General features: G+C 61.4%; 22 protein-coding genes. 5 read left to right on the top strand and 17 right to left on the bottom strand.

What is annotated here, in order from left to right; translation table 11 throughout:
• Positions 1–84 precede the first annotated feature (84 nt).
• A complete protein-coding gene (locus ABIB99_RS40700; RefSeq protein ID WP_354181336.1) occupies positions 85–1,410 on the bottom strand; it encodes an NAD(P)/FAD-dependent oxidoreductase in 1,326 nt (441 codons plus the stop codon).
• Positions 1,411–1,643: 233 nt separating this feature from the next.
• Here ABIB99_RS40700 and ABIB99_RS40695 point away from each other — a divergent pair, with 233 nt between their 5' ends.
• The gene (locus ABIB99_RS40695) at positions 1,644–2,120 is read left to right on the top strand and encodes an Lrp/AsnC family transcriptional regulator (protein ID WP_354181334.1); all 477 of its coding nucleotides are present in this window, start codon (positions 1,644–1,646) and stop codon (positions 2,118–2,120) included.
• Between the two features lie 22 nt (positions 2,121–2,142).
• Here ABIB99_RS40695 and ABIB99_RS40690 read toward each other — a convergent pair whose 3' ends face one another.
• From ABIB99_RS40690 to ABIB99_RS40665, 6 genes are all read right to left on the bottom strand, one after another.
• On the bottom strand, positions 2,143–3,804 hold the full coding sequence (locus tag ABIB99_RS40690) for an ABC transporter ATP-binding protein (RefSeq protein ID WP_354181332.1): 1,662 nt from the start codon (positions 3,802–3,804) through the stop codon (positions 2,143–2,145).
• The gene (locus ABIB99_RS40685) at positions 3,801–4,655 is read right to left on the bottom strand and encodes an ABC transporter permease (protein WP_354181330.1); all 855 of its coding nucleotides are present in this window, start codon (positions 4,653–4,655) and stop codon (positions 3,801–3,803) included. Before ABIB99_RS40685 ends, ABIB99_RS40690 begins: the two co-directional genes overlap by 4 nt.
• Positions 4,652–5,623, bottom strand: coding sequence for an ABC transporter permease (locus ABIB99_RS40680; RefSeq protein WP_502917553.1), 972 nt, complete (start codon positions 5,621–5,623; stop codon positions 4,652–4,654). The genes ABIB99_RS40685 and ABIB99_RS40680 overlap by 4 nt, the downstream gene beginning before the upstream one ends.
• Before the next feature lie 53 nt (positions 5,624–5,676).
• A complete protein-coding gene (locus ABIB99_RS40675; protein ID WP_354181326.1) occupies positions 5,677–7,284 on the bottom strand; it encodes an ABC transporter substrate-binding protein in 1,608 nt (535 codons plus the stop codon).
• 266 nt (positions 7,285–7,550) lie between these two features.
• Positions 7,551–8,930: an aspartate aminotransferase family protein gene (locus ABIB99_RS40670; RefSeq protein ID WP_354181324.1), complete on the bottom strand. Its 1,380-nt coding sequence runs from the start codon at positions 8,928–8,930 to the stop codon at positions 7,551–7,553.
• Positions 8,931–8,942: 12 nt separating this feature from the next.
• Entirely contained in the window at positions 8,943–9,785 is an 843-nt protein-coding gene (locus ABIB99_RS40665; protein WP_354181322.1) for a GNAT family N-acetyltransferase, read from the bottom strand.
• A gap of 177 nt (positions 9,786–9,962) precedes the next feature.
• Between ABIB99_RS40665 and ABIB99_RS40660 the strand changes: the two genes are divergently transcribed.
• Both ABIB99_RS40660 and ABIB99_RS40655 read left to right on the top strand, forming a co-directional pair.
• Complete coding sequence (locus ABIB99_RS40660) at positions 9,963–10,631, top strand: haloacid dehalogenase type II (RefSeq protein ID WP_354181320.1); 669 nt, start codon at positions 9,963–9,965, stop codon at positions 10,629–10,631.
• Between the two features lie 16 nt (positions 10,632–10,647).
• Entirely contained in the window at positions 10,648–11,922 is a 1,275-nt protein-coding gene (locus ABIB99_RS40655) for an NAD(P)/FAD-dependent oxidoreductase (protein ID WP_354181318.1), read from the top strand.
• Between the two features lie 127 nt (positions 11,923–12,049).
• Here the strand turns inward: ABIB99_RS40655 and ABIB99_RS40650 are convergent, their stop codons facing one another.
• From ABIB99_RS40650 to ABIB99_RS40630, 5 genes are read right to left on the bottom strand one after another with little or no spacing between them, the layout of a single operon-like run.
• Positions 12,050–13,507: an NAD-dependent succinate-semialdehyde dehydrogenase gene (locus ABIB99_RS40650; RefSeq protein ID WP_354181316.1), complete on the bottom strand. Its 1,458-nt coding sequence runs from the start codon at positions 13,505–13,507 to the stop codon at positions 12,050–12,052.
• Positions 13,508–13,524: 17 nt separating this feature from the next.
• Positions 13,525–14,568: a tartrate dehydrogenase gene (locus tag ABIB99_RS40645; RefSeq protein ID WP_354181314.1), complete on the bottom strand. Its 1,044-nt coding sequence runs from the start codon at positions 14,566–14,568 to the stop codon at positions 13,525–13,527.
• Positions 14,569–14,575: 7 nt separating this feature from the next.
• The gene (locus ABIB99_RS40640; RefSeq protein WP_354181312.1) at positions 14,576–16,039 is read right to left on the bottom strand and encodes an aldehyde dehydrogenase family protein; all 1,464 of its coding nucleotides are present in this window, start codon (positions 16,037–16,039) and stop codon (positions 14,576–14,578) included.
• A complete protein-coding gene (locus ABIB99_RS40635; RefSeq protein ID WP_354181310.1) occupies positions 16,036–16,386 on the bottom strand; it encodes a cupin domain-containing protein in 351 nt (116 codons plus the stop codon). The genes ABIB99_RS40640 and ABIB99_RS40635 overlap by 4 nt, the downstream gene beginning before the upstream one ends.
• An 11-nt stretch (positions 16,387–16,397) precedes the next feature.
• Positions 16,398–17,321 (bottom strand): 2-hydroxyacid dehydrogenase, encoded by a 924-nt coding sequence (locus ABIB99_RS40630; protein WP_354181308.1) that lies wholly within the window; start codon positions 17,319–17,321, stop codon positions 16,398–16,400.
• Between the two features lie 235 nt (positions 17,322–17,556).
• Here ABIB99_RS40630 and ABIB99_RS40625 point away from each other — a divergent pair, with 235 nt between their 5' ends.
• Positions 17,557–18,459, top strand: a complete 903-nt coding sequence (locus ABIB99_RS40625; RefSeq protein WP_354181306.1) for a GNAT family N-acetyltransferase — start codon at positions 17,557–17,559, stop codon at positions 18,457–18,459.
• A gap of 517 nt (positions 18,460–18,976) precedes the next feature.
• On the opposite strand, the gene ABIB99_RS40620 is transcribed toward ABIB99_RS40625, so the two are convergent.
• Both ABIB99_RS40620 and ABIB99_RS40615 read right to left on the bottom strand, forming a co-directional pair.
• Positions 18,977–20,281, bottom strand: a complete 1,305-nt coding sequence (locus ABIB99_RS40620; RefSeq protein ID WP_354181304.1) for a TAXI family TRAP transporter solute-binding subunit — start codon at positions 20,279–20,281, stop codon at positions 18,977–18,979.
• 160 nt (positions 20,282–20,441) lie between these two features.
• Positions 20,442–20,606 carry a hypothetical protein gene (locus ABIB99_RS40615; protein WP_247345175.1) on the bottom strand — a complete coding sequence of 55 codons (165 nt, stop codon included), beginning with the start codon at positions 20,604–20,606 and terminating at the stop codon, positions 20,442–20,444.
• 454 nt (positions 20,607–21,060) lie between these two features.
• Here ABIB99_RS40615 and ABIB99_RS40610 point away from each other — a divergent pair, with 454 nt between their 5' ends.
• Positions 21,061–22,488 carry a DUF1254 domain-containing protein gene (locus ABIB99_RS40610; protein ID WP_354181302.1) on the top strand — a complete coding sequence of 476 codons (1,428 nt, stop codon included), beginning with the start codon at positions 21,061–21,063 and terminating at the stop codon, positions 22,486–22,488.
• Between the two features lie 485 nt (positions 22,489–22,973).
• On the opposite strand, the gene ABIB99_RS40605 is transcribed toward ABIB99_RS40610, so the two are convergent.
• The 3 genes from ABIB99_RS40605 to ABIB99_RS40595 all read right to left on the bottom strand — a co-directional run bounded on the left by ABIB99_RS40605 (position 22,974) and on the right by ABIB99_RS40595 (position 25,496).
• On the bottom strand, positions 22,974–23,321 hold the full coding sequence (locus ABIB99_RS40605; protein ID WP_354102791.1) for a hypothetical protein: 348 nt from the start codon (positions 23,319–23,321) through the stop codon (positions 22,974–22,976).
• A 257-nt stretch (positions 23,322–23,578) separates the two neighbouring features.
• Positions 23,579–24,238 carry a hypothetical protein gene (locus ABIB99_RS40600; RefSeq protein WP_247345186.1) on the bottom strand — a complete coding sequence of 220 codons (660 nt, stop codon included), beginning with the start codon at positions 24,236–24,238 and terminating at the stop codon, positions 23,579–23,581.
• A 238-nt stretch (positions 24,239–24,476) separates the two neighbouring features.
• The gene (locus ABIB99_RS40595; protein WP_354181300.1) at positions 24,477–25,496 is read right to left on the bottom strand and encodes an AraC family transcriptional regulator; all 1,020 of its coding nucleotides are present in this window, start codon (positions 25,494–25,496) and stop codon (positions 24,477–24,479) included.
• Positions 25,497–25,551: the final 55 nt, after the last annotated feature.

Here is a 25,551-nt window from a genome sequence, read left to right as displayed (position 1 = left end):
TGCGATAATCCGGTGAGGTCAGTGTTCAAGCTTTGCAGGCGCTATCGCCTCGGCCGATACCACTCAGACATTGGCTTCCACCACTCAGAAATCCGAAACCTTTCCGACCGCAAAGCCAGCGAAGCGATCTGGTCGGTAGGGCTTCGGATCAACGATTGGCGCCGCCCCAGTCACGATATCCGCGACCAGGTGCCCGGAGCCCGGCCCGATACCAAACCCGTGTCCGCTGAAGCCCGCGGCCAATATCAAGCCGGGGAGGGTTGAAACCTCTCCGATGGCCGGCACGCCGTCGGGTGTCGAGTCGATATAGCCGGCCCATGCAGCGGTGATTTTCGTGTCCCTCAGTGCCGGTAACAAGTCGAGGGCGCGCCGGTGCGTGAGTTGAATCGTGCTCCGATCGGGAGCCGGATCCAGAATGCGAACACGCTCCATCGGCGTCGGGCCGTCGAGCCGCCAATGACGGAGCGCTTCATGTCCCGACCTTACACCCTCGAGGCCGCCGGGGAGCAGGCTGCGCCAGCGTCGCAGGAACATCGGGAGGAATTGCGGAGCGAAGCGGAGCTGCTGCGCGGTCGGATCGACGCGGCCTCGACCACTGATGGCGAGCGTATATCCGCCATCGCCGCGCTTCGTCACGGAAACGCTGGAGGTATGCATTGCATTGGGTAAGCCCCTCGCGCCCTGCGATACCGAAAGGATGGACGAGCGGATCGATGCGAGCGGAAGACGGATGCCCAACTGGTGGCAGAAGGACGAGGACCACGCGCCACCTGCCAATATGGCGACCTTGGTGCGGATCGTACCGCGCTCGGTCACGACCGCGCTCACGCGGCCGCCCTCTGTCTCTAACCCACGGGCCGCGCACATCTGGTGCACGGTGCTTCCACCCCTGAGGATGGCCCGCGCCACCGCAGGGGCTGCATTGACGGGATCGGCGACACCGTCGGTTGGCGAGAAGACGCCGCCCGTCCAGGCTCGCCCGGTGGCTGCCCCTCGCGAATTGGCTTCGGTCGCATTGAGGAGGCGAGTATTGACGCCGACGCCTCGGGCGAAGTCGCACCAGCGCGCCCAGCCCTCAAGTTCGGTCTCATTGTTGCTCAGGTAGAGGAGGCCGCAGCGCGAGAAAACGGTGTTCTCGCCGCTTTCAGCGCCAAACCTCTCCCACAGGTCTAGGCTCTTGGTTGCCATCGGCAGCTCTCGGGCATCGCGGTTTTGCTGCCGGCACCAGCCCCAGTTTCTGCTGGATTGCTCGGCTCCGATCCGCCCCTTCTCAACGAGAGCGACGTTGAGGCCACGCATGGCGAGATAGTAGGCGGCGAACACACCGACGATGCCGCCTCCGATGATCACCGCGTCGGCGCTGTCGGGGAGATCCGGCGATGTCTCGATGTGGCTGAGTGGCGCGGGCATCCTGAGTTCCTGATTTCGATATCCGCATCCTAAGCCGCGCGTCGCCGTGGACGGCACCGGATTCGATAGTAGCCCAGCATTTTATGCTGTATCCTCGGTGGGCTACAAAATGCCGTTCTGCCCCAACCGTACTCGTCAGTGATGGATAACGGCCGAAGGAGAAGTAAGCTTTTAGCTCACGTTACCAAATTTTCTGCTGTGCGTTGCTCAAGGAGGGGTGAATGGAGGGGTCAATGAAGCTGGATCGGATCGACATCAAAATCCTCCACGAACTCCAGAAGAACGGGCGCATCACGAACGTCGAGCTTGCGGAGTTGGTCAATCTGTCGCCCAGCCCATGCCTCATGCGCGTGAAAAGATTGCAGAACGAAGGCTACATCGACGGTTACTCCGCCCAGATCAACATGCGTAAGCTGGGCCAGACGCTCACTGTATTCACGGAAGTGACGCTGAAGAACCACCGACAGATTGATTTTGCCCGCTTCCTGAGTGCGGTCGAGAAAGTCGACCAGCTGATCGAATGCCATCTGGTCTCGGGAGGTTACGACTACATGCTCAAGTTCGTGGCGGCTGATATCGGCGAGTACCAGACGATCATGGAGCGCCTCACGGACATGGATATCGGCATCGACAAGTATTTCAGTTTCGTCGTGCTGAAGTCGCCGATCGTACGCTCCCACATGCCGCTAACCAGCCTCTTTCCGCTTTGATTTCAGCCAGCGGATCAATCTCTTAGCGATGACAATAGGTTCGCACCTGCTCGGCGTCCTGATGCAATGTGTCGAGCCAAGCCGGGTCTAGCTTGGGTACCGAAGAGAACAAAAGCCGACTATAGGGATGCTCCGGCGCCTTCAACCGAGCCGGCGCGATCTCCTCGACCTTCTGACCGCGATACATGACGATGATTTCGTCGCAGATCGCCTGAACGACCGAAAGATCATGGCTGATAAAGATGTAGGACAGTCCGAGCTCCTGCTGCAGGTCCTTCAAGAGCTGGATCACCGCGGCCGCCACCACGGTATCAAGCGCCGAGGTGATTTCGTCGCACAGGATAAGGGTTGGTTCGGCAGCGAGCGCGCGCGCGAAGTTCACGCGTTGCTTCTGACCGCCTGAAAGCTCTCCCGGCCGCCGATGGCGTATCGACTTGGGGAGCCGGACAAGGTCGAGAAGCTCGCCGATGCGCGCATCGCGCGCTTTACCCCTCGTGCCATTGTAGAAGGTAAGAGGTCGCCCCAGAATGTCTTCCACCGACTTCGCTGGATTGAGTGCGGTGTCGGCATGCTGAAATACGATCTGTATCTGGCGAAGTTCGTCGCGCGTGCGGCTGCGGCCGGCTTTCCCCAATTCCCGGCCATTGAACATGATGTCTCCGGCATGGGCTGGCAAGATGCCGGCGATTGCCCGAGCAAGCGTCGATTTCCCGCAACCGGACTCGCCGATGATGCCCAGATTTCGACCGCGATCCAGCCTGAGGCTCATTGATTTGACGGCGCTGACCAATGGTTCCCCGTCACCTAGACGAGAGCCGTAGCCGACCGTCAGCTTGTCCACCCGAAGCAACACCTGCTCTGTCGCCTCCTCGCTTTCTGGTGTTCGCTCTTGCGCCCTCGGCCTGAACGCGGCCAGGAGCTCGCGCGTATAGGGGTGGCGCGCATCTTCAAGAATCTGGTTGGTCGAACCCGTTTCCTGGATTTCACCGTTTCTCAGCACGACGATCCTGTCGGCGATCTGGGCGACGACGGCCAGATCGTGGGAGACATATACGCCTGCAATCTGATGTTGCGTCGTGACAGCCTTGAACGCGCGCAGCACCTCAACTTGTGTGGTGACATCAAGCGCTGTCGTGGGCTCGTCGAAGATGACGATCTTGGGCTGGCCGATCAGGGCCATGGCGGCGGCCAGGCGCTGCAACTGACCGCCCGAGACCTGGTGGGGATAGCGGTTGCCGATCGTTTCCGGCTCCGGCAATGACAGCGCCTTGAACAGCAAAATGGCTTTTGCTCGTGCCTCGGTGGCCGTCATGAGGCCGTGAATTCGCGCCACTTCGGTGACCTGATCCATGATGGTGATCGCCGGATTGAAGGCGGCGGCAGCGCTCTGCGGCACGTAGGCGACTGCCGTGCCCCGAAGGCTGGCCCGTTCGGACTCCGAAAGGCTGACCATGTCGACGCCATCCAGCCGTACTTGGCCGTCCGTTATTCTGCAGCCCTGCCGGGCGTAGCCCAGGAGCGTCATGGCAATTGTCGTCTTGCCTGAGCCGCTCTCGCCGATCAGAGCGACGATCTCGCCCTCCGCGATATCAAGGCTGACGCTCTTGATGATCTCGATCTGCCTGCCAGAGTCGGTCGTCGCTTCAACCCTCAAGTTGCGGATCTCGACGAGATTTCGCGTCATTCGACACTCCGATCGCGGATCCTGGTCGGCAGATTGTCGATCAGAAGATTGACGCTGATGGTGAGGCTCGCGATGGCGAGCGACGGGAAGATCACCGCCGGCGCCGCAAATGGCAGGCCTCCGATATTCTCTCGCACCAGCGCGCCCCAGTCGGCGTAGGGCGGTTGCACGCCGAGCCCGAGAAAGGACAGACCGGAGAGCAGGAGCACGATGAAAACGAAGCGCAGGCCGAGATCGGCCAGCACGGGGCCGAGAATGTTGGGTAGGATCTCGGAGGCGATGAGATAGGCAAGGCCTTCGCCTCGAATACGGGCGACCACCATGAAGTCCATGGTGTTGACGTTGACCGAGAGCGCGCGGGCGAAGCGATAAGCGCCGGGGATGTAGATTACGGCCAGGGTCCCAATCAGCGCCGGGATCGACGAGCCCACCGCGGCGACCACGACGAGGCCGAACAGTTTGCTTGGAATCGAGTTCAGCGCATCGAGGAACCGGCTCAGCATCGTGTCTAGCCAGCCTCCGGCAACAGCCGCTGTCATACCGAGTGCGACGCCGGAAAAACAGGCGATGGAGACAGCGGCAAGCGAGATGCCAAGCGTGTAGCGCGCGCCCATCAGGATTCGCGAAAAGATATCCCGCCCCAGATAGTCGGAGCCGAACCATAATTCTTTGCTCATCGGCCCGAAATAATCCGTATCGACGATCTCGCCAACGGAATGCGGGATCAACTGCGGCGCGAAAAGCGCGATGACACCCCAGAGAAGGATTACGCCCAGGGCTGAGAGGCCCACAAGATTGACGCGATAGCCAAATCGAATCGGACTCCGGTCGGACGAAATGGATTTGGTCATCGGAGCCTCGGATTGGATAAGACGGCGATGATGTCGGCCGCCGTTATCAAGGCCAGATAACCAACGCAGAAGATCATCGCGCAGGTCTGGATCAGTGGCAGGTCGCGGGTGGAGACGGCATCGACCATCAGCTTTGCTATCCCAGGATAGTTGAAGATCGTCTCCACGATGATCACGCCGCCGAGCAAATACGACAGCGAGAGCGCGACCGAGTTGACGATCGGGCCAAGCGCATTGGGCAGCGCATGTTTCAGGACCAGTCTCGGGCGCGAGGCTCCCTTGAGGAGCGCCATCTCCACATAGGGGGTGTTCAATGTCTCGACCACGGCGGCGCGGGTCATGCGGATCATCTGCGCGGAAACGCCGAATGTGAGCGTCACGACCGGCATCGCATAGGCCCGCAGCAGGTCATGGAATGACTTGATCTCGTTGGTGAGGGACAAGGCCGGCAGCCATTTGAGGTAGACTGCGAAGAGCAGGACGGCGAGGGTCGCGATCATGAACTCTGGTACCGAGATGATGCCGATCGTGGCGACGGTCACAAACCGATCGTAGAGTGTGCCGCGCCAGATCGCGGCAGTGATGCCGAGCGTCAAGGCGAGAGGCACGGAGATCGCGGCGGTCAATCCGGCGAGCTTCATCGTATTGGCAAAGCGTCCGCGTATCAGGTCGGCGATCGGCACGTTGTTGGCATAAGACCTTCCGAAATCGCCCTGAAAGAGGCCGGCGACCCACCTCAGAAATCGAATGATTGCCGGATCGTTGAGGTGCATGGCATTGCGCAGACCCTCGACGGCTTCTGGCGTCGCCGACTGTCCGAGCAGGATCGTGGCCGTATCGCCAGGCAACAATGCGGTGGCAGAGAAGACCGCAAAGGAAACGATCACGAGTGTGATCAAGGCGATGAGCAGCCGCCTTATCACGAGCGCTGAAACCTGTTTTCTCACATTCGCGCTCCCGCATTCCATCAGCCCGCGGTTCCGTTATCACGACCGAGGGCAGGGACTTCGCTAAAGGCCGATCAAGTGGTTAGCCAGACATATTCGGCGAAGGCATAGCCCATCATACCGCCGAGGGGGCTGGGCTCCAGACCCTTCAGCTTGGTCGTGATAGCGTCCACACTGGAGATGTAAGCAGGGATGATGGTGCCGGCTTGTTCCGAGATCATGGCCTGCATTTCGTTGTAGATCTCGCGGCGCTTGGCCTGATCCAGCGAGCCACGGGCCTCGACCAGCATCTTGTCGAATTTCTCCGAGCTGAATCGGCTCTCATTCCATGGAGCATCCGACTTGTAGAGCAGGGAGAACAGGATGTCCGGCGTTGGACGCGGGTTGATGTTGCCGAAGTGGACCGGCGCCTTCAACCAGTAATTGTTCCAGTAACCATCGGTGGGTACGCGTTTCACGTCGAGCTTCATGCCGATCTGAGCGGCAGTCGCCTGAACGATCATGGCCATGTCGATCGCCGAATTGGCTGCATCGGAGGTGATGATCTCGATGGACTGGCCGAGGACACCGGCCTTCTGGAAATGGAATTTGGCCTTCTCCGGGTCGAACGCTTTCGGTTTGAGGGCTGCGTTGTGAAAGAAGTTGGCGGGCGACACCGGTTGGTCGTTGCCGACTACACCGAAGCCGCGCAACGCGGACTTCACGATCTGCTGCCGATTGACCAGGTATTTCATGCCCTCCACGAAATCGCGGTTGTTGCCGGGCGCCATGTCCATACGAATGTTCAGGTCGGTGTAGACGCCCGAATTGCTCGTAGACAGCGCGAAGCCATTCACGCCGTCGAGGAGACGCACCGATCGCGGGTTAATCGCGGCAGCGAGATGAATGTCTCCGGAGAGCAGCGCGTTGATGCGCGCGTTTTCATCCTGAATGGCGAAAAACTCGAATGAGTCGACATTCGGGCCTTCCTTGAAGTAGTTGGGATTTCGTACGCCGATAGAGCGCACGCCAGGTTCGAACTGCTTGCATTTGAAAGCGCCGGTCCCGATTCCAGACGAAAAATCGGTCGTGCCGTCGGCCACAATCATGAAGTGATGCATCGACAGGATCGTCGGAAGATCTGCGTTGGGGCTCGCCAGCGTGATCTCAACCGTATTCTTGTCGACGCCCTTGAAGCCGGTCATTTGTGCGGCGATCGTTGCGACTTTCGATCCCGTTGCTTTATCCTGATGACGCTTCAGCGAGAAGATGACGTCATCGGCGGTAAGCTCCTTTCCATCATGGAAGGTAACGCCTTTTTTCAGCTTGATCGTCCAGCTCTGGGCATCGCTGGTCTCGATCGACTCGGCGAGCTCCATCTGGGGTACGCCGGCCTTGTCGAGAAATGTCAGGCGGTTGTAGAAGGAGCAGCAGCGCACATAGTCGGTCGAGAGCGAGGCTTTGGCCGGGTCGAGCGTGTCGGCGGTCGAGGAGGACCAACCCGCTGCCTTCAAGGTGCCCCCTTTGACGGGCGTCGCGGCTATCGCGTCTGACGCGCGTCCGACAATCGCGCTGGCGGCAGTCAGCGTCACGCCGCTGACCAGCATCAGCTTCAAGAGATCGCGCCGCGACGCCCCCCTGCGGATGACGCTCTCTACCATTGCATCGTCTGAAGAGGACCAGTTCGTCGTCTTGTGGCTCATGTCAATCCCCTCGTTGCTGGCCGACGGCTGATGCTGCGGTGAGCGGCAGATTATTCTGCCGGCCATTGTGGTGGACGCCGCCTGTCTGGTCGAAACGATCAGGTTGCGGCGTCTCTTCTGGCTTACATTCCTTCCCGCGGTCGGAGTTTCGCACGTTGGCTCCTCGGCGGCGGCCGAAAAGGGCGGGCTTGCGGCACAAAATTGCGAAGATGCGGCGATTTGTGGTATTTCAGACCTGTCGTCAGCTGGGCGCTTGTGCATGCCTACTAATGTTGCAGTGCGGCGCGCACATCGGCATCGGCCAGTGTTTCGTCAAGAGTCTTGGCGGTGCGCTCGATGATGGCTTCGATGTCGGAGTCGGAGCAGCAGAGTGGCGGGGCGTAACCCAGCACGCCCGTCTGGAAGGCCCGGATGATAAGGCCGTGTTTCCAGGCGCGGTCGAAGATGCGCCTTGCGGGTTCGGCCGCGGCCGGAAGCGGCGTCTTGCGCTGCTTGTCGGTGACGAGTTCGATGGCGGCCAGCATGCCGCGGCCGCGCACGTCGCCGACGAGCGGATGATCCTTTAACGATTGAAGACCTGCGATCAGGCGGGCACCGGCTTTTTCGCCATTCGCGAGCAGGCCGCTCTCGTAGAGACGCAGCACCTCCAGGGCGACTGCGGCACTGACGGGATGGGCGGAGTAGGTGTATCCGTGCCCGACAGCGTTTGAGCCCGCCCCGTCGGCGATGGTGTCGTAGACATCATCCGACAGGAAGACAGCACCCATCGGCACATAGCCTGAGGTCAATCCTTTGGCGACCGTCATGAGGTCCGGCACGATTTCGTCCTCGCTGCACGCAAAAAGCGGACCCGTCCTGCCGAACCCGGTAATGACCTCGTCCGCCACGAAGAGGATGCCGTAACTCTGGCACTGCGCGCGCATCGCTTTCATCCAGCCCTTCGGCGGCACGAGCACGCCGCCTGATCCCTGAATCGGCTCGGCGTAGAATGCGGCGACGCGCTGCGGGCCTCCGATCTCCGCAATTTTCGCATCGAGCGCCGCCAGCGAGGCCGCGATGATGGCGTCGCCATCCTGTCCGGCAGGATTGCGATAGACATAATGCGAGGGGATCTTGTGCTGCCAGCTGAGCGGCACGCCAAAGCCGGCATGGAAGGCGGGTAGCGCAGTCAGCCCGGCGCCGACCGTCGAGGACCCATGATACCCTTGCTCGATGGAGATGAATTGGTCGCGCTGCGGCTCGCCTCGTGCATGCCAGTAGTAGCGAATGAAGCGTACGGAGCTGTCGACTGCGTCCGAACCGCCGAGGGTGAAGTAAACGTGGTTCAGGTCGCCCGGTGCCCGCTGCGCCAATTCCGCCGCAAGCCGAATCGCCGGCTCCGAGCCAAGGCTGAAATAGCCCGTTGCGTAGGGAAGCTCGCGCATCTGCTTCGAAGCAGCCGCAACGATGCTCTCATGACCAAAGCCGGCGTTGACGCACCAGAGACCGGCGAAGCCGTCGACGAGTTGGTGACCGGAGGCATCCGTCACCGTCGCGCCTATTGCCGATTTCAGCACCTTGACGCCGGCTGCCTCATGGCCCCGATAGGAGGTGGCCGGGTGGATGAGATGGGCCCGATCGAGCTCGATGAGTGAATTGCTGAGCATTGAGGTCTCCAGTTATCCGAAAGCCTGGCTGGCAAGGGCGAATGTGGTGAACGGGGCGGCGCCGGATCGCCGAACGACAGGGCGCTGCATGGCAATGCCCTCGTCTACGCGGGCGAGTCCCTGATCCGCCAGCCAAGGCCCGAGCTGGGCGGGCTCGGCTGTATCCACACGAACGAAATGGCCTTGCCGGCCGGCCATCAAATAGGCGAGCAGAGCCTTGCCATCCTCAGCGCTCGCGGCCACCACAGGGCCGATTACCTCACCCCTGCCAAAGCAGCGCAAAGCAGCAAATCCAGCAATCCCCGAGTTGTCCCCGAGCACCGCGAGACGGCCGACCTTCGCAACAACACGAAGCAGTTCTTCCCGGTCTGCGCCGAACGCCCTTCTGTCGAGATCAACGATCGCGGATATCTCCTGCGGCTCTGCCGGCCGGACGTTGGGGGGAGGCTCGACATGTCGGACCTGACCCTGATGCTGGACAATGCTGCCGGTTTGGCAAAAGCCGAGCTTTTCATAGAGTGGCAACCCTTCGGGGGTTGCAATGAGCCGCAACGCGCGCGAACCCGCCAGCGCGATGGCTGCCTCCATAAGCTTGCGGCCCAATCCGTGCCCGCGGGCAGCTTCATCGACGATCACCATGTTGATGGTCGCGACATCTTGCTTGTAGGGCGTCATCAAAATCGTCCCGAGGACAGTCGAGGCCATTGCGTCCACGGCGACGATCCCCGCGCTGAGATAGAGCGCCATTTCCCAGTCCTCGCGGCGGTGTGGCCAATTGGCTTGACGCGAAAGGCGTGCGGCACCTGCAAGATGCTCGGCGCGGAACGTGGTGAGCGAGATGGCGCTCGTGGTCATCGACTCGTTTCCTCTGTCCGGCTCCAGTCTCGCGTTTCAGCGGCGAGCAGATCGTCTGAAGCGCATGGCGCGAACGGTATCTTCCACCGCAGCCGCCGGAGAAACCGCATCTTATGCCGCGCGGCCGCTCTATCATTTGCAGTCGTGACATCGCGCAAGCGCGCCAGGATGAGGATGATGAGCCACTTTCGCCCGAAATATGTGACTTTCGACTGCTACGGCACGCTAACGAATTTCCAGATGGCAGAAGCAGCGCAAGATCTCTATGGTGCGCTTCTAGACAAGCCGCAGATGAGCGCTTTCATCAGGGATTTCGCGGGCTATCGGCTCGACGAGGTTCTCGGCGACTGGAAGCCCTATGCCGAGGTGGTCCACAACGCGCTCGAGCGCGCTTGCAAGCGCAACGGCGTCGCGTTCAAGGTCCAGCATGCGCAGGCGGTCTACGATCGCGTGCCGACCTGGGGACCGCATCCAGACGTTCCTGAGGGTCTTGCCAAAGTCGCCAAGGAGATTCCGCTCGTCATCCTCTCCAACGCCATGAATGCGCAGATCCCGTCCAACGTCGCGAAGCTCGGCGCGCCGATCCATACGGTGATTACGGCCGAACAGGCCAAGGCCTACAAGCCCCGCATGAAGGGCTTCGAATACATGTTCGATGCGCTGGGCTGCGGGCCGGAACACGTGGTGCACTGTTCCTCCTCGTTCCGGTATGATCTGATGACGGCGCATGACCTCGGCATCAAGAACAAGGTGTGGGTCAATCGTGGTCATGAGCCCGCCAACCCCTATTACGGGTATGTTGAGATCATGGACATTGCCGGCCTGCCGGGCGTGTTCGGCCTCTGACGTCACGGGATCTGCGGTGAAATACGTCTCTTACTGGCACGACACCGCAACAGTCTTCGGCGGTGGCGCTGAAGGTCCTGTCGAGGGGCATTACGACGTTGCAGTGATCGGCGGCGGCTTCACGGGCCTCGGAGCTGCGCGCCAGCTCGCGAAGGCGGGAACAAGTGTCGTTGTGCTCGAAGCAGACTGTGTGAGCAGCGGAGCCTCAGGCAGGAACGGCGGTCATCTCAACAACGGTCTGGCGCACAGTTATCTTGCCGCGAAGGCGGAATTGGGCAGGGAGCGAGCTATCGCGCTCTACCGTGCGTTCGATGCCTCCATCGACACGCTCGAGGCGCTGATCGCGGAAGAAGACATCGATTGCAGTTTCCGTCGCGCCGGCAAGCTGAAGCTCGCCTCCAAGCCGAAGCACTTCGATGCCATCGCGCGGAACTACGAAGCAGTCCATCGCGAAGTGGATCCGGAGACTGCGTTGCTGTCTGCTCAGGATCTGAGCTCCGAGGTCGGCTCGCCCTTCTTTGGCGCGATGCTCTCGAAGAAGAGCGCGATGATGCATATGGGGCGTTATGGCGTCGGGCTCGCCGAGGCAGCCAAGCGCCACGGTGCTGTCATCTTCGAGAAGGCGCCCGTCACCGCGCAGGCCCGCGAAGGATTGCGCCATCGCCTGACGACCTCGCGCGGCAGCGTCACCGCCGATCAAGTGTTGCTGGCGACAGGCGCCTATACCACACCTAATTTCCGCTACTTCCGTCGGCGCATCGTCACCGTCGGCAGCTTCATCGTCGCGACACGGCCGCTGGACGCAGGCGAAATCGCGGCCACGATGCCGGGCAACCGCACCTGCGTCAATTCGATGAACGTCGGCAATTATTTCCGACTTGCTCCCGACAACCGTTTGATTTTCGGTGGACGCGCGCGATTCTCGGCGACATCCGATCAGCGCTCCGACGCAAAGAGCGGTGCCGTGCTCGCGGATGGTCTCGCGCACATCTTTCCGCAACTTGCCGGCATTGCGATCGACTATTGCTGGGGTGGGCTCGTTGACATGACCAGCGACCGCTATCCGCGCGCCGGCTACCAGGACGGACTTTGGTATGCGATGGGCTATTCAGGTCATGGTGCGCAGCTGTCCACCCATCTTGGCATGATCATCGCCGATGCGATGCTCGGACGCGACGATCAAAACCCGATGAAGGGCCTCGACTGGCCTGCGGTCCCCGGTCATTTCGGCAAGCCGTGGTTCCTGCCGCTCGTCGGTATGTATTACAAGATGCTCGATCGCGTTCAGTAACGCGAGAACGAGATCTCTCCGACTCACCCTTGGACACGATCCGGGAGCATCGCCGGCTGAGTACGTGTCGCGCGGCTGGCTGTCGGCGCGAGAGGGCGCAAGCGGCGCGCCCTTCAGCCCGCCACCGCTAGCCCAGCCCGCCGATATGGAAGGTTTTCATCTCCAGATATTCCTCGATCCCGACCTGCGCTCCTTCGCGCCCCAATCCGGATTGCTTGACGCCGCCGAAGGGGGCCACTTCCGTCGACACCATGCCCGTGTTGAGACCGACCATGCCGGCCTCGAGTGCCTCCGCAACGCGCCAGGATCGCTTGAGGTCTGTGGTGTAGAAATAAGCGGCGAGCCCAAACGGCGTTGCATTTGCGATGGCGATCGCATCCCCGTCGGTCTCGAAGCGGAAGAGCGGCGCGACCGGGCCAAATGTTTCTTCGTGCGCCATCACCATCTCGGTATTTGCGTTGGTGAGGACGATCGGGGCTGTATATTGTGCACCTTCGGGCAGTGCAGCCGGTCGGGTGGCGATACGAGCGCCCTTGGACAGCGCATCGGCGACATGGCGGTTGATCTTGCTGATCGCCGCCTCGTTGATCATGGGTCCAATCGCCACACCCGGCTCGAGGCCGGGGCCCACCTTCATGCTGTTGACGCGAGCGACGAGCTTGTCCGCGAAGGCATCGTAGATGCCCGCCTGCACGAGGATCCGATTGGCGCAAACGCAGGTCTGGCCACCGTTGCGGAATTTCGACGTGATCGCGCCCTCGACCGCAAGGTCGAGATCGGCATCGTTGAAAACGATGAAGGGCGCATTTCCGCCAAGCTCGAGGCTGATGCGCTTCACGCTATCGGCGGCGCCGCGCATCAGCAGCGAGCCGATGCGGGTGGAACCTGTGAACGAGATCTTGCGGACGGTTTCGTTGGCCATGATCTCGGCGCCGATCTCCGTCGGCTGGCCGGTGACGACGTTGATCACGCCCGCCGGGATGCCAGCGCGCTCGGCGAGAACCGCGAGAGCCAGCGCCGAATAGGGCGTGAAATCGGAGGGCTTGATCACGACCGTGCACCCCGCCGCGAGCGCGGGTGCTACCTTGCGGGTGATCATGGCGTTCGGGAAATTCCAGGGCGTGATGATGCCGCACACGCCCACCGGCTCCTTGAGAACGACGATGCGTCGGTCGGCCGTTGGTGATGGGATCGTCGTGCCGCCGATGCGTCGGGCTTCCTCCGCGAACCATTTGATGAACGAAGCACCGTAGCGGATCTCGCCCTTGGCCTCATCCAACGGCTTGCCCTGTTCGAGCGTCAGAATGCGCGCGAGATCATCCAGATGCGCAATGATGAGTCCATGCCAGGCCTCAAGAAGCGCGGCGCGCTCGGCGTTCGTTTTTGCGCGCCAGGCGGAGTAGGCCTTGCCGGCAGCCGCAATCGCGGCCCGGGTGTCATCCCGCCCCATGTCCGGCACCGTGGCAAGAACCGTCTGCGTCGCCGGATCGGTCACGTCGATTGTCTTGCCCGAGAGCGCTCCCTGCCATTCACCACCGATCAAGCCCTGCTGGCGGAAGAGCCCGTTGTCGCTCAGCTTCTGCATGTTCCGATCCTCGTCTGTTAGGAGAGCCTTGAAAGCACTGCGGCGGTAATGGCATCGGTCCGCTCTTTGCCTTGAATCGTACCGATGCCGTCGGATGTGGTCGCCTCAAGCGCAGCCATGACGCGAGCCGCAGCTTCGCGCTCGCCGAGATGATCGAGCATCATCGCCGCGGACCAGATGGCTGCGATCGGGTTGGCAACGCCGAGACGGGCGATGTCGGGTGCTGAGCCATGAACGGGCTCGAACATCGAAGGAGCGCTCCGGCCCGGGTTGATGTTGGCCGAGGCGGCAAAGCCGAGTCCGCCCTGGATGGCCGCGCCGAGATCGGTCAGGATGTCGCCGAAGAGATTGGAAGCGACGACAACGTCGAGGCTCTCCGGCGCGAGGACCATGCGGGCGGCGAGCGCGTCCACGTGGTAGCTTTTGACTTCGACATCCGGGTACTCGGCGGCAATGCGCCGCGTCATCTCGTCCCAGAAGACCATCGAGAATTTCTGTGCATTCGACTTGGTGACCGAGGCAAGCTTTCCGCTTCGCTTGCGCGCCTGATCGAATCCGAAGCGCAAGATCCGCTCCACGCCGGCGCGCGTAAACACGGCCGTTTCGACGGCCACCTCGTCGCAGGTCCCCTGATGCACGCGCCCGCCCGCGCCCGCATATTCGCCTTCGGTGTTCTCGCGGATGCAGAGGACATCGAACTCGGTCGCTTTCAGGGGGCCGTTGACACCGGGGAGCAGCCGGTGCGGCCGAACGTTGGCATATTGCGCAAACTCTTTGCGAATCGGCAGCAGGAGCCCATGCAGCGACACGGCGTCTGGAATTTCCGCCGGCCAGCCGACCGCGCCCAGCAAGATTGCGTCGAACTTCCGAAGGGTCTTGAGGCCGTCGCCAGGCATCATCATGCCCGTGTCCCTGTAGAAGGCGCACGACCACGGAAATCTGGTGCCGTTGAGCGCGAAGCCCGAATGCGTGGCGACAGCTTCGAGCACCGCCCACGCGGCGTCCGTCACATCGCGGCCAATACCGTCGCCCGGAATGAGTGCAATTGCGTAATTCTTCATGGAGCTTCTACAGGTGGATCAGCACGCTCTTCGAGCGGCGGTTGGCGTGATAGGCCTCGCGGCCAAGGTCCTTGCCGATGCCGGAGTGCTTGTAGCCGCCCGTTGGCAGGATGTGGTCACGCGATCGGCCGTAGCCGTTGACCCACACTGTGCCGGCGGAAAGTGCACGTGTGATGCGCAAGACGCGTGAAAGATCGCGGGTGAAGACCCCGGCGGCGAGACCGTAGGTCGGGTGATCGGCGAGCACCAATGCCTCTTCCTCGGTCGTGAATGTCTGCAGCGTCAGGACGGGTCCGAAGATTTCCTCGCTGATGGCGGGAGACGATTGCTTCACATTTGCAAGAACCGTCGGCGCATAGAAATAGCCGCTGCCTTTCATCGGTTCGCCACCCGCAAGACACTCGGCGCCCTCCGCGCATGCTGCCTGCACGATTGCGTGAATCCGCGCGCGCTGCCTCTCTGAAATGATCGGGGAATAGGTCGTTGCGGCGTCCCAGGTAGGGCCTGCGCGAACGGCTTTCATGCGGGCGAGGATAGCTTCAACCAGCGGCTCGGCTACCAAGGCATGCGCGATCAGCCGCGAACCGGCGACACAGGCCTGGCCGGCGTTGGCGAGCATGCTGCCGGCAATCGCGGCCGCTGCCTGCTCGAGATCGGCGTCCGCAAACACGATCTGTGGGCTCTTGCCGCCGAGCTCGAGCGTCATCGGCTTGACGCCGGTGCGCGCAACGTTGGCCATGATCGCCGCGCCTGCGCCCGTCGATCCCGTGAAACTCACTTTGGCGATGTCGGGATGTCCCGTAATGGCGGCGCCGGTCGTCAGCCCGTCGCCGAGCACGACGTTGATGAGCCCCGCAGGCAAACCGGCCTTGACCGCCAATTGGGCGAGAAAAACGGACGAGAACGGAGTCATTTCGGAAGGCTTCAGGACGACCGCGTTGCCCGCAGCGAGGGCCGGTCCGAGTTTCCAGCCCGCCATCGAGATCGGAAAATTCCAGGGTGTGATGGCGCCGACGACCCCGAAGGGCTCGGTCATGATCATGCCGAGATGCTCGTCGTCGGTGGGCACGAGATCGCTGCCCTCCTTGTCGGCGAATTCAGCAAAGAAGCGAATTTGCTCAGCAGTGACCGCGATGTCTCCTGCAACGAGCTGACCGACCGGGCGGGTGGATGAAACCGCCTCGAGCTGGGCGAGTGCCTCGGCCTCGCTCTCCATCAGATCGGCCCATCGCCGCAGCACGTTGGCTCGCTCGCGCGGCCGCCCGCCGCCCCAATTGCTGGTTTTCAAAGCCTTCGTGGCGGTCTGGACCGCCTCGTCCACGATCTCCTCCGAGGCGATGGGGCATTCAGCGTGGAATGAGCCATCCGACGGCCGGCGCATCGGAAGCAGGCCGGGAGCTTCCAGCAGCCGATCACCGATGAAGTGGCCGACGGGTAGCGAGATCTGCTCGGGGTCGAAGCTGAGGCTCATGTGACGGTGACGTAGATCTTGCGGATGGTCTCGACCGTCTTCCACACGCCGATGAACCCGGGCTTCATGACGAAGCTGTCGCCGGCTCTGAAGGTCAGAGGATCGCCGCCGTCGGGCGTGATCTCGACTATGCCCGAGATGATATGACAGAACTCGAAAGTCTCGCCCTTGATGGAGCGTGTCTCGCCTTGGGTCGCCTCCCAGACGCCGGTATGCACGCGTTCACCCTTGGCCACGTCCTGCGCCCAGGTCTTGAAGTGGGGCGCGCCAGCAATGAGCCGCTCCGGCAAGGGCGTGGATTCTTTGGGGGCGAAGGTCGGATTGGGATCAATCAATTTCAGCAGCATTCGAGTTCCTCTCAGTAACCGCGAGTCCGATCCACGAGCCCGATGGGATCGAGGCCCAACTCGTATCGGTTGATGTTGTCGATGACCGCACGTGCGGCAGTTTCCGCCTGAGTTACGCCTGCCACATGCGGAGTGAGCAGCGCCTTCGGATGAGCCCACAACGCATCATCGGCGGGCAGAGGCTCAGGCTCGGTGACGTCGATGATTGCGCCGGCGAGCTGACCTGAGTCCAACGCAGCGAGCAGTGCGGGGTGATCGAGTTGGGCTCCGCGCCCTGCGTGGACGAGCGCAGCTCCCTTCGGCAGCCGCGCAAACAGGTCCCGATTCAGGATCCCGCGCGTCTCCCCGGTGAGAGGCAGCAGGCAGACGAGGATATCGGTCTCCGCGAGCATTTGGCCGAGACCGGCTTGCCCGCAATATGTCGTGACGCCGTCGATCCTCTTGTCCGACCGGCTCCAGCCGCTCAAGCGAAAGCCGAAAGGGACCAGGCCCTCCAGCACGGCGCGGGCGAGCACGCCAAGGCCGAGCAGCCCGATCCGGCGGTCGGCAGCCTGCTTCTGCGGCAGCGCCCGCCATTCGCGTCGCCGCTGCAAATCAATATAGGCCGGGAGGTTGCGGTGGAGCGCCAGCACCGCCAGCGTGACATACTCTTGCATCATACGAATGATGCCGTCTTCCACCATCCGCACCACCTTCACCCCGGACGGAAGCCCCGCCAGCGGAAATTGGTCGACGCCGGCCCCAATCGAGAACAGGATTTCAAGGTTACGGTAACGATCAAGTGCTTCTGGCACCGTCCAGCTGACCACATACCGCACATGGTCGGGATCAACGGTGGCCGGGTCGATTGAGAAGGGAAGGTGCGGGAGCTCGCGGGCGAACGCACTGCGAAACACCGCCCCACGCTGCGCGTCGGAATTAAAGAGAAAGGTCATGGATCTATCTCGAGACGCAGAGAATGGCGAGGTTCGCTGGACGGAGCTATCGTAACGGGCGGCGCTCTAGTTTCATGCCGAATGCGGTGGCGATTTGGTGGATTGTTTGGTGTGGCGGCCGTTCTGAAATGTATTCTGCCGCGACGCTTGGTTTATGCTGAGATTGGCTGATGCCTTGGAACGAGTCCGAATTGCTACCATTCGAGCGGCGTCGAACGCCGATCAGAGGAACGACATGAAAAGTCGCGTTTCCACGTCGCGGACGATCGATGCGTTCCAGGCGCGGGCGGTCGACATCGACACGGTCGACCTGGACCAGCTTCATGCGCTCTCGATCGGCGTCGGCTGGCCGCACCGCGCTGAGGACTGGCAGTTTCTGCGAGACGTCGGCCACGGCATCGTCGCTCACGATGAGATCGGACGGGTCCTGGGCTCGGCGATGTGGTTTCCCCATGGCTCGGATTTTGCCACTGTCGGCATGGTCATCACCTCTCCCCGGCTTCAGGCGCGAGGCACCGCACAGTGGCTCATGAAGCGCGCTTTCTCCGAGTGCAAGGGACGCAATCTCCGCCTCAACGCCACGCGGGCAGCGCGGAAGCTCTATGTCTCACTCGGTTTCCGCCCTGAGAGCACTGTCTTCCAACGTCAGGGCGAGGCTCGTCGGTCCGATGAGATGCCAAATCCTCCGGAAGGAGCAGATCTACGCCGTCTGGGCGACGCGGATCTCGGGGCTATCGCTGAGCTCGATGCGCGCCCGTTTGGTGCATCGCGTGTGGAACTGCTCACGGCCCTCTTCCATCAATCCATTGGGTTTGGGCTCTACCGAGACGGTCGCCTCGAGGCCTTTGCACTCTGCCGTCCGTTTGGGCGAGGCCATGTCGTGGGTCCCGTCGTGGCGTCAAACGACAAGGACGCGATCGTGGTGGTTGCGCCGCATGTGACTGCTCATGAGGGGGAGTTTCTGAGGGTTGATACACATCTCGCCGACGGCGAGTTCTGCACTTTCGTGGCTTCTTCGGGCCTCGCCCTCTTCGACACCGTGACGACGATGTCGCTGGGGGGAACCTTCCTTGATCCCAATGAACGTTCTGGAGGCATGCCGCGAACCTACGGCCTTGCGAGCCAAGCGCTTGGGTGAGCCCCAGATCGGGTGTTGGCAATCTTCGATCCCATTGCGAAGCGGGAATCCCGGCGCCGGCCAGAGTGTTTGCGCCGCGGCCTTCTTGATCTCGCTCGGCGCAGGAGGATCCCGACCCTCCACCCATATCCACAAACGATGCTGGTCGTTGGCGTCTCGGTTCTCATTTTGCCGACGGATCGGCTGACCGATCCGCCCGCTCAGGCCGCTGCCTCAGATAGCAATTGAGATGGTTGCAGGTCCCTGATTTGAACCTAGTCGCCACGTCCTCACGCTGTACCAACCCGCGCCGCAGTTAGACTTCCTACGACGATGATTCCTTACGTTAGCTCAAATTGGCCGATGATGGATTGGAGCGATTCATGAGCCCGCATAGAAGCGTCGAATTTTCAACGCGCCGGGCTCCCGATTGATCCTGCTCAATTTGAGTAACCGGCCGGACTACACCTTGCCTTCTATCGGAAGCCGCCCGTTGGGTTGCTCGTCGGCTACCACCTCTTCCGAGCCAATCCTGCAACTATGACGTATTCAGTTGGGCCCGGCGCGCATGGATCAGACTCTCGACCCTGTTCGCGGCAACGTTCAATGTCGCCATATCGGCGGCATCTTGGTCTCCGCTTGCAATCTTGAGCCGCTGGTCGCTCAAGATGTCATCGATCCGGCTCTCAATGTCGGATAATTCATCCTCGTGCTGGGCCTTGCGAACCCGGCGAGCCAGGGCATAGAGCGCGTCGAGCGCCGATTCATCAGGTTTCGACGTCCGCAAGCCGATAAACCTCCAGGCTGCGGCAAGGACCGAAGCCAGTCCGCCAAGGATCATCGGCGTCAGGTAGATCGCATTGCTCCATTCGTCCAAAAAGCTTTCTTGGGTGCCGTTGAAGTATTCCGCTGCACCAGCGTGGACCGGCAGGAAGGCGTCTGGATCCGTATCAGGGGCGGTGACCTGCGCCAGGATCGGCAATTCGCCGATGAGGTCCCGGCGCGCGGCGAGAAGCGATCTTGTCAGGTCGGCTATGGTGTCGGGATTGAGCTTTTTCTGCGCGACCAGGTAGAAAGGCACCCGCAGTGTCGTCAGGTCGTCATCCGGGACTGCCGGCGAACCGCGGAGCGTGCCTTTCGGCACGTCGAAGCTTTCGTAGGCGCGATGACCTTCCGCAATCGCGCCGGCTGCTTCAACGGGAATGAGCACCGGCAGGGATTTCGGATTTTGCGGGAAGAGGCTGCGCGCGAGCGACAGGTATTTTGGGGTCAGGGGAATGACGAGCAGAAGCGCGTCCACGCTTCTGGAGTCGACTGCCCGGCGTGCCTCAGGCAACGAGACATCCTTGAATTTCACGTTTGCGCGGTCGAGATCATATTGCTGACGCAGTGCGTTAACGACGGCTCTGTTGATCTCTCCGCCGACCACGCCAACGCGGTGGCCTTTTAGGCTCGCCATGTCGGTCAGCGGCGAACCGGGAGGGGCCACAATCAGCACGACCGCGTGTGCAAGCACCAGGACTGCCTGGGCTTGCGACAGGTCACCGACGTCGCCGCGGACGACGGCGAGGTCGGCCTTGCCGGATGAAAAGGCATCGGCGGCTTCGAGCGCACCCGATTGATTGACGATCCGCAGCCTCACCGGCGCTGACGTGGTGGTCAGGCGACCTGCGATGGCCGACAGGACCTTAGCGGCTTCGCCATCAAGCGATCCAACTGCAGCGGTCAGCGTGACCGGTCGGATGTACCAGAGATAGGCGAACAGCCCCGCGCCAATGGCCAGCAGGAATGCGCCGCTCACCATCACGATACGAAGCCAGGCCGGTAGTCTGACGGCGCTCATCGCGTAATTCTCCGACTAAAGCTAAGGCTTGCGCTGAAGCGTGATCAACGGCACCTCTCTGACACAGCCGTGTCTTGTCTCTGAATTGTATTCCGTTCTGTCGCGGGTCAGGTAATGGATCACGGCATGAAGCTGTTCGAGCGCTGGCGCCGCCTCAGAGTTACAGGAATATCAAGCCCCATTCGACGCGGTGAACCGACTTTTGGCTTTGCTTATGATGTGTGATCTCACGCGGCGATAGGCGCGCCTCGCGTGCGGTCACCGGCGAGATGACCTGCGAAATGACCTGCGACAGGTGCGGGGCTGACGGAGTATCAATCTGCATTGAATGCTTTCCTCGCGAACCGACCAAGTGCGCCGCCACGCCCTCAGGCCTCGGGGCGAACGCGCGCAATGGATGTTATTAGAGAGCACTTTCACCGATCCGCTATGCAATTTCTGCCCAGGCGCGGATTCCGTTGGCAGCATGCCGTGAGAAGTCCCTCGCAGTCGCACCGAAGCTGATCCATCGTCCATTGGTCCGCGACCAAAGCTCGCGGTTGCCGAATTCGCATAGCGGGCCGCCGAGTCCTCCGTAAGTTGGTAAGCGGACGAGAAGTGGCTGGTATGCCAGCTCGCTCAACAATGGCAAGTGAGCATTTGATGCAAAAGCGATTGATCCAGAGCGTACGCACTGATGAAGCGCGAACTTCTTCGGTCGGATCCTGGAAGTTAAATCGTTGTCGGCCCCACTCGCCAATCGTTTGAAGTCGTTTCAATCAGGTGCCAAGGAGAAAAAAATGGAGATCACTCGTCGTAATCTTGCGCTGGGAGGCATGGGTCTGCTGGCAGGCGCGGCTGCAACACGATCAGCCCTTGCGCAGGATTCCTTCTTTGGCGTGGGGCAAGGCCTGGAGGAGTTTTGGCTCGCGAGCGACGCCTACGTTTTCGGCTATCCGTTGGTGACGATGGAGATGACCCGCCGGGTTCTCACCAATGTCGCCGAGCCCGTGGGCACGAAGGCGCCGATGGGGCAGATCATCAAGATGCGCCAATATCCGGATGCCTCGTTCAAGGATGTCACGGCACCGAACGCGGACACGCTCTACACGACTTCCTTTCTGGATGTCGGGAAAGAACCGTGGGTTCTCAGCATTCCGGACATGAAGGGACGCTACTTCCTGATGCCAATGCTGGACGGCTGGACTACGGTGTTCCAGGTGCCGGGCAAGCGCACCACCGGCACCGGCGCACAGACCTACGCAATCACCGGACCTGGCTGGAAAGGCACACTGCCGGATGGCGTGAAGGAATACAAGTCGCAGACCAACATCGTGTGGCTGCTCGGCCGGATCTATTGCACTGGCACGCCAGAGGACTACGCGGCCGTCCACAAGCTGCAGGACGAGTGCAAGCTCGTTCCGCTCAGCGCCTATGGCAAGCCGTACACGCCACCTGCGGGCAAGGTCGATCCCTCGATCGACATGAAGACGGCTGTCCGCGAACAGGTCAATCGCATGGACGCGGTGTCGTATTTCAAGCTGCTCTGCGAGCTCATGAAAACCAATCCGCCATACGAAGCGGACGCCCCGCAACTTGCCAAATTGGCCCGCATCGGCATCGTCCCCGGACAGGATTTTGACGAGAGCAAGCTCAAGGCGGACTTCCTGAAGCGTGTACCGGAGGTGTCGTTCGACAGGATCATGCTTCAGTTCAAGGTCAACAACGCCGTTAAGGACGAGAACGGCTTTGCCTTCACAACGAGAACCGGCATCTACGGCACCGACTATCTGATGCGGGCCCTTATCACCGCGATCGGGCTCGGCGCCAATCGTCCGCAAGACGCGGTCTATCCGACCTCGCAAAAGGACGCGGATGACCGAAAGTACAATGGCGCGAACAAGTACGTCATGCGATTCCCCAAGGGGCATCTGCCCCCGGCGGAGGGCTTCTGGTCGCTCACGATGTACGATAGCGGCTACTTCTTTGTGAACAATCCGCTCAATCGCTACTCGATCAGCGCGCGGCAAGACCTCAAGCAAAATCCGGACGGGTCCACCGATCTCTACATTCAGAAGGACTCTCCGGGCAAAGACAAGGAGGCAAACTGGCTTCCCGCACCTGAGGGAGATTTCATCCTCATGCTGCGCATGTACTGGCCGCAGGAAACCGACCCGTCGATCATCAACGGTACCTGGACGGTTCCGGCCGCCAAGAAGGTCACTTGAGAAAACTCGAACGCATGCCGGCCCTCGGGTGGGCCGGCATGGCCGAATGACTCGTGATCCAACTGCACCGTCGCCAACAAGAAAGGTGAGCGACGGTGCAGAAGCACGAATCTCGACGAGAGGCGTAACGGGGCAATCGTGTGAAGCGCCTCCGGTGGACCAGCGGCTTTTGCATCTGCGGAGGATGGCGCGCCTCGGCCGATGGAGATGAGCACTATTGGTTCGCGGTGGCGCTATGAAGCCGCCAGCGCTCTGCGCGCTCCGATCTCCAAATCCGCGATAGGCTGCGATTTTCTCATTCTACCTCGGGACGCCTGATTGTTTTGGCGGCTAGTCTGCCCAGCTAGCAATTCTTCGACGTTCTCTGCAGCGGACGCCGGCGTGCCCAACATGGCAGCATGAACGCTGCGTATGGTGGCGTAGAGGAAGGCCGTGGTCAGCCCAAACAGCAGCATGCCGTTGAGAGCTTCGAGCGCCCCCAACATCTACCAACGGTCAGAAAGATGGAGGCTTGCATGGCCGAAGGTCGTCATCGCACCAATTGAATACAGCATCGCCGAGCGCTCGTCTGGAAGAGCGCCGAGCCAGAGGTAGGCTCCGGCCCAGACAGCGGCCCCTATAGCGCGCAAGGCGGTGGCCGACAGCACGGTCGCTCCCGCCACCGCTACAAACGTCGCCAGATGGCCACGAACTCTTTTCGCGCGCCTTAAACTTCGCTCAATGCCAAGTTCAATCGCTCCGAGACCGATGACATGCATGACGGATACAAGGACGATCAAGGGGAGTCCCCACAGCCAGTCCGTGATCCACGCTTCTGACGCGAGAAAACCCATGTTTCTGCTAGCCTCGAGCCGAACTGTCGGCGTCGAGCGAGTCAGGAACGCGCACGACGATCAGCTACCATAACTGCGCCACTTCGGCGCGCGGCCGCATGCTGTGGGCGGCGGCAATCACGCTCGCGCTCCGTGGCGCGTTGACGCTGAGGACGAGACGAGTGGAAGATACAGGTACTACACCTGCTCGACCAAGGCTGCTGCAAGGGCCGGACCGGAACGGGCGGCAGCTACGTGCCGCCCGGCACGAGACGCATTCAATAACAAGGAGGATAGGGATAATAGCCGCAATAGGGCCGGGCGTAGGCGGCTCCGATGGCGGCAGCTCCGACGGCGGCGGCCCCGGCATACATCGCGCCCCGATATGCAGTGCGCCGCGCGACGCCCGCAAAGGAAAGCGGTGTAAAGGGGCGCCCGATAATATCGATGAAGATCGAGGCTGCGCCATCGGCACCGGTGAGATCGCCCTCGAGTGTCTGGACGGTGAAGATCAGCTTGTCCCCATCCAGCTTCGGATTTTTCAGGACGACCACGGCATCCTTGACGGAGCCATCCTTGGCGTTGAAAGCCGAAACAGTCGCGTTCGGAGGATCACTGGCAAAGCTGTCCTTGCCCGTGCTCCAGTCGGCGATAATGTCAGCCGTGAGCTGATGGCCGGCGGCGCGCACGGGCCGGTCTGCGAATATGATCGAGTTCGGCGTGACGCCGGTCAGCACGAGGCTGTCGCCTTGCAATGTTGCGCTACGGGAATTGAGAACGATGAGCGATGGCACAATTTGAGCATGTGCAGAGGAGGGCGCGCCGATCGTCTTCAGTTGTCCGTTGGGCGCGCTCTGAGCCCGCGCAGTCCCGGTGTCGAGCAGCAACGTCGCCGCCAGCAATGCCATACAAATGTGCACGGTCTTCTTGTTTCGCATCTCGTTCTCCTTGCGATCCGCCGGGGGCTTCCGGCACGTTGGTCGGTACGGACCGTAGGCACCCCAAAACCGGCCGCCTATGCAAAATCGGCAAAACGTGCCGCTGTCCAACTATAGCTTGTTCAGCACGGCCCGGCGCATGCTCTCGCCCCTGCTCGCGGCAACGTTCGACGTCGCCATGTCGGTTTCATCCTCGTCCCTACCTGCAATTTTAAGGCGCTAGTTGCTCGAGGTGTCATCAATCTGGTCTCGATCTCGGATAACTCGTCCTCGCGCTCCGCCTGCTGTCATCGAGCAGCTCTTCCGAACACAGCTGCTGAGCCTTGCGCTGAAGCGTCGTCAGCGGCGTTTCTCCGAAAGCTGCACGGTAGGTCGCAGCAAAGCGTCCGAGTTCAACGAATTGATGCTCCCGCGCGATGCTGGCGACACTTGCAGTGGAGGCATCGGCGCGCCGTAACGCGGCGCGGGCCTTGTTCAGCTTGCGCAACAGGAGATATCGCATCGGGCTGACGCCGAGAAACTCGTGACAGCACATCCGCAATGTGCGTTCGGCTACGCCGATTTCGGCGCAAAGATCGGGCAACGTAATCTTCCGGTCGACGGATTTGCGCAGCGCTGTTTCGAAGCGGGTCATCAAGGCTGTGTGGTTGGAGCGCGTCCTGGAACTGTTTTCCGTCCCGTCGCAGGTGAGGCAATGGATCACGGCGTGAATCATGTTCTGTTCGAGCGCCCTTGCCACGTCGGGCTGTTCAATCAGTTTGTTTGCGGGAGTCGCCAGGTAGCAGGCGTGTCGGAACAGGCATTGAAAACGAGACAGGTCCGCGCCGAAGGGATGGAGAAGTCTGGTGGAGCGCGGGGGCAGGATCGGCAGACCGGTCAATGCCGCACCACTGCTTGCGAGTTGATCCAGGGGCAGGGATATCAGGCCCCAGTGGCATTTCCCGCTCGATAGCTGGTGCATCTGCTGGCCTGGGCCATGAAACGCGATCTGGTCACTTTGGAAAGCAAACCCGTCGCATTCCAGGCTCGTTCGGCCAATCGGAAAAGACAAAAAGACCCTATCGGCTGCGAGCGAAATGCAGGCAATGCGCGGCAGCGATTCGCGCAGCCGCATGATGACGAGATGGTCCAGTTTCAGCCGCAGCAACTCCGCTCCGAAATCCCCGGGACCAGTGATCGTGAGAGTGACACCGATATCGCCAAATCCGGCCTCGTACGCTCCGGGATCGTCAAACTTTGAAATGGAGCGTTCAGCCATGTCCCCTTGTCCCATCGGACGGGCGGAAGGCTCTTGCGACCATTTGAAGCTCACG

The sequence above is a fragment of the Bradyrhizobium sp. LA6.1 genome (genome assembly GCF_040547805.1).
GTDB lineage: Bacteria > Pseudomonadota > Alphaproteobacteria > Rhizobiales > Xanthobacteraceae > Bradyrhizobium > Bradyrhizobium barranii.
This window is presented reverse-complemented; position numbering and strand designations above follow the sequence as displayed.

Excerpts from the sequence above, each read along its gene's own strand:
- ABIB99_RS40690 (WP_354181332.1), bottom strand. The coding sequence starts at position 3,804 with ATGACGCGAAATCTCGTCGAGATCCGCAACTTGAGGGTTGAAGCGACG.
- ABIB99_RS40695 (WP_354181334.1), top strand. The coding sequence starts at position 1,644 with ATGAAGCTGGATCGGATCGACATCAAAATCCTCCACGAACTCCAGAAG.
- ABIB99_RS40670 (WP_354181324.1), bottom strand. The coding sequence starts at position 8,930 with ATGCTCAGCAATTCACTCATCGAGCTCGATCGGGCCCATCTCATCCAC.
- ABIB99_RS40600 (WP_247345186.1), bottom strand. The coding sequence starts at position 24,238 with ATGCGAAACAAGAAGACCGTGCACATTTGTATGGCATTGCTGGCGGCG.
- ABIB99_RS40625 (WP_354181306.1), top strand. The coding sequence starts at position 17,557 with ATGAAAAGTCGCGTTTCCACGTCGCGGACGATCGATGCGTTCCAGGCG.
- ABIB99_RS40700 (WP_354181336.1), bottom strand. The coding sequence starts at position 1,410 with ATGCCCGCGCCACTCAGCCACATCGAGACATCGCCGGATCTCCCCGAC.
- ABIB99_RS40680 (WP_502917553.1), bottom strand. The coding sequence starts at position 5,623 with ATGGAATGCGGGAGCGCGAATGTGAGAAAACAGGTTTCAGCGCTCGTG.
- ABIB99_RS40665 (WP_354181322.1), bottom strand. The coding sequence starts at position 9,785 with ATGACCACGAGCGCCATCTCGCTCACCACGTTCCGCGCCGAGCATCTT.
- ABIB99_RS40685 (WP_354181330.1), bottom strand. The coding sequence starts at position 4,655 with ATGACCAAATCCATTTCGTCCGACCGGAGTCCGATTCGATTTGGCTAT.
- ABIB99_RS40605 (WP_354102791.1), bottom strand. The coding sequence starts at position 23,321 with ATGGGTTTTCTCGCGTCAGAAGCGTGGATCACGGACTGGCTGTGGGGA.
- ABIB99_RS40650 (WP_354181316.1), bottom strand. The coding sequence starts at position 13,507 with ATGCAGAAGCTGAGCGACAACGGGCTCTTCCGCCAGCAGGGCTTGATC.
- ABIB99_RS40620 (WP_354181304.1), bottom strand. The coding sequence starts at position 20,281 with ATGAGCGCCGTCAGACTACCGGCCTGGCTTCGTATCGTGATGGTGAGC.
- ABIB99_RS40660 (WP_354181320.1), top strand. The coding sequence starts at position 9,963 with ATGAGCCACTTTCGCCCGAAATATGTGACTTTCGACTGCTACGGCACG.
- ABIB99_RS40630 (WP_354181308.1), bottom strand. The coding sequence starts at position 17,321 with ATGACCTTTCTCTTTAATTCCGACGCGCAGCGTGGGGCGGTGTTTCGC.
- ABIB99_RS40595 (WP_354181300.1), bottom strand. The coding sequence starts at position 25,496 with ATGGCTGAACGCTCCATTTCAAAGTTTGACGATCCCGGAGCGTACGAG.
- ABIB99_RS40640 (WP_354181312.1), bottom strand. The coding sequence starts at position 16,039 with ATGAGCCTCAGCTTCGACCCCGAGCAGATCTCGCTACCCGTCGGCCAC.
- ABIB99_RS40610 (WP_354181302.1), top strand. The coding sequence starts at position 21,061 with ATGGAGATCACTCGTCGTAATCTTGCGCTGGGAGGCATGGGTCTGCTG.
- ABIB99_RS40675 (WP_354181326.1), bottom strand. The coding sequence starts at position 7,284 with ATGAGCCACAAGACGACGAACTGGTCCTCTTCAGACGATGCAATGGTA.
- ABIB99_RS40635 (WP_354181310.1), bottom strand. The coding sequence starts at position 16,386 with ATGCTGCTGAAATTGATTGATCCCAATCCGACCTTCGCCCCCAAAGAA.
- ABIB99_RS40645 (WP_354181314.1), bottom strand. The coding sequence starts at position 14,568 with ATGAAGAATTACGCAATTGCACTCATTCCGGGCGACGGTATTGGCCGC.
- ABIB99_RS40615 (WP_247345175.1), bottom strand. The coding sequence starts at position 20,606 with ATGCAGATTGATACTCCGTCAGCCCCGCACCTGTCGCAGGTCATTTCG.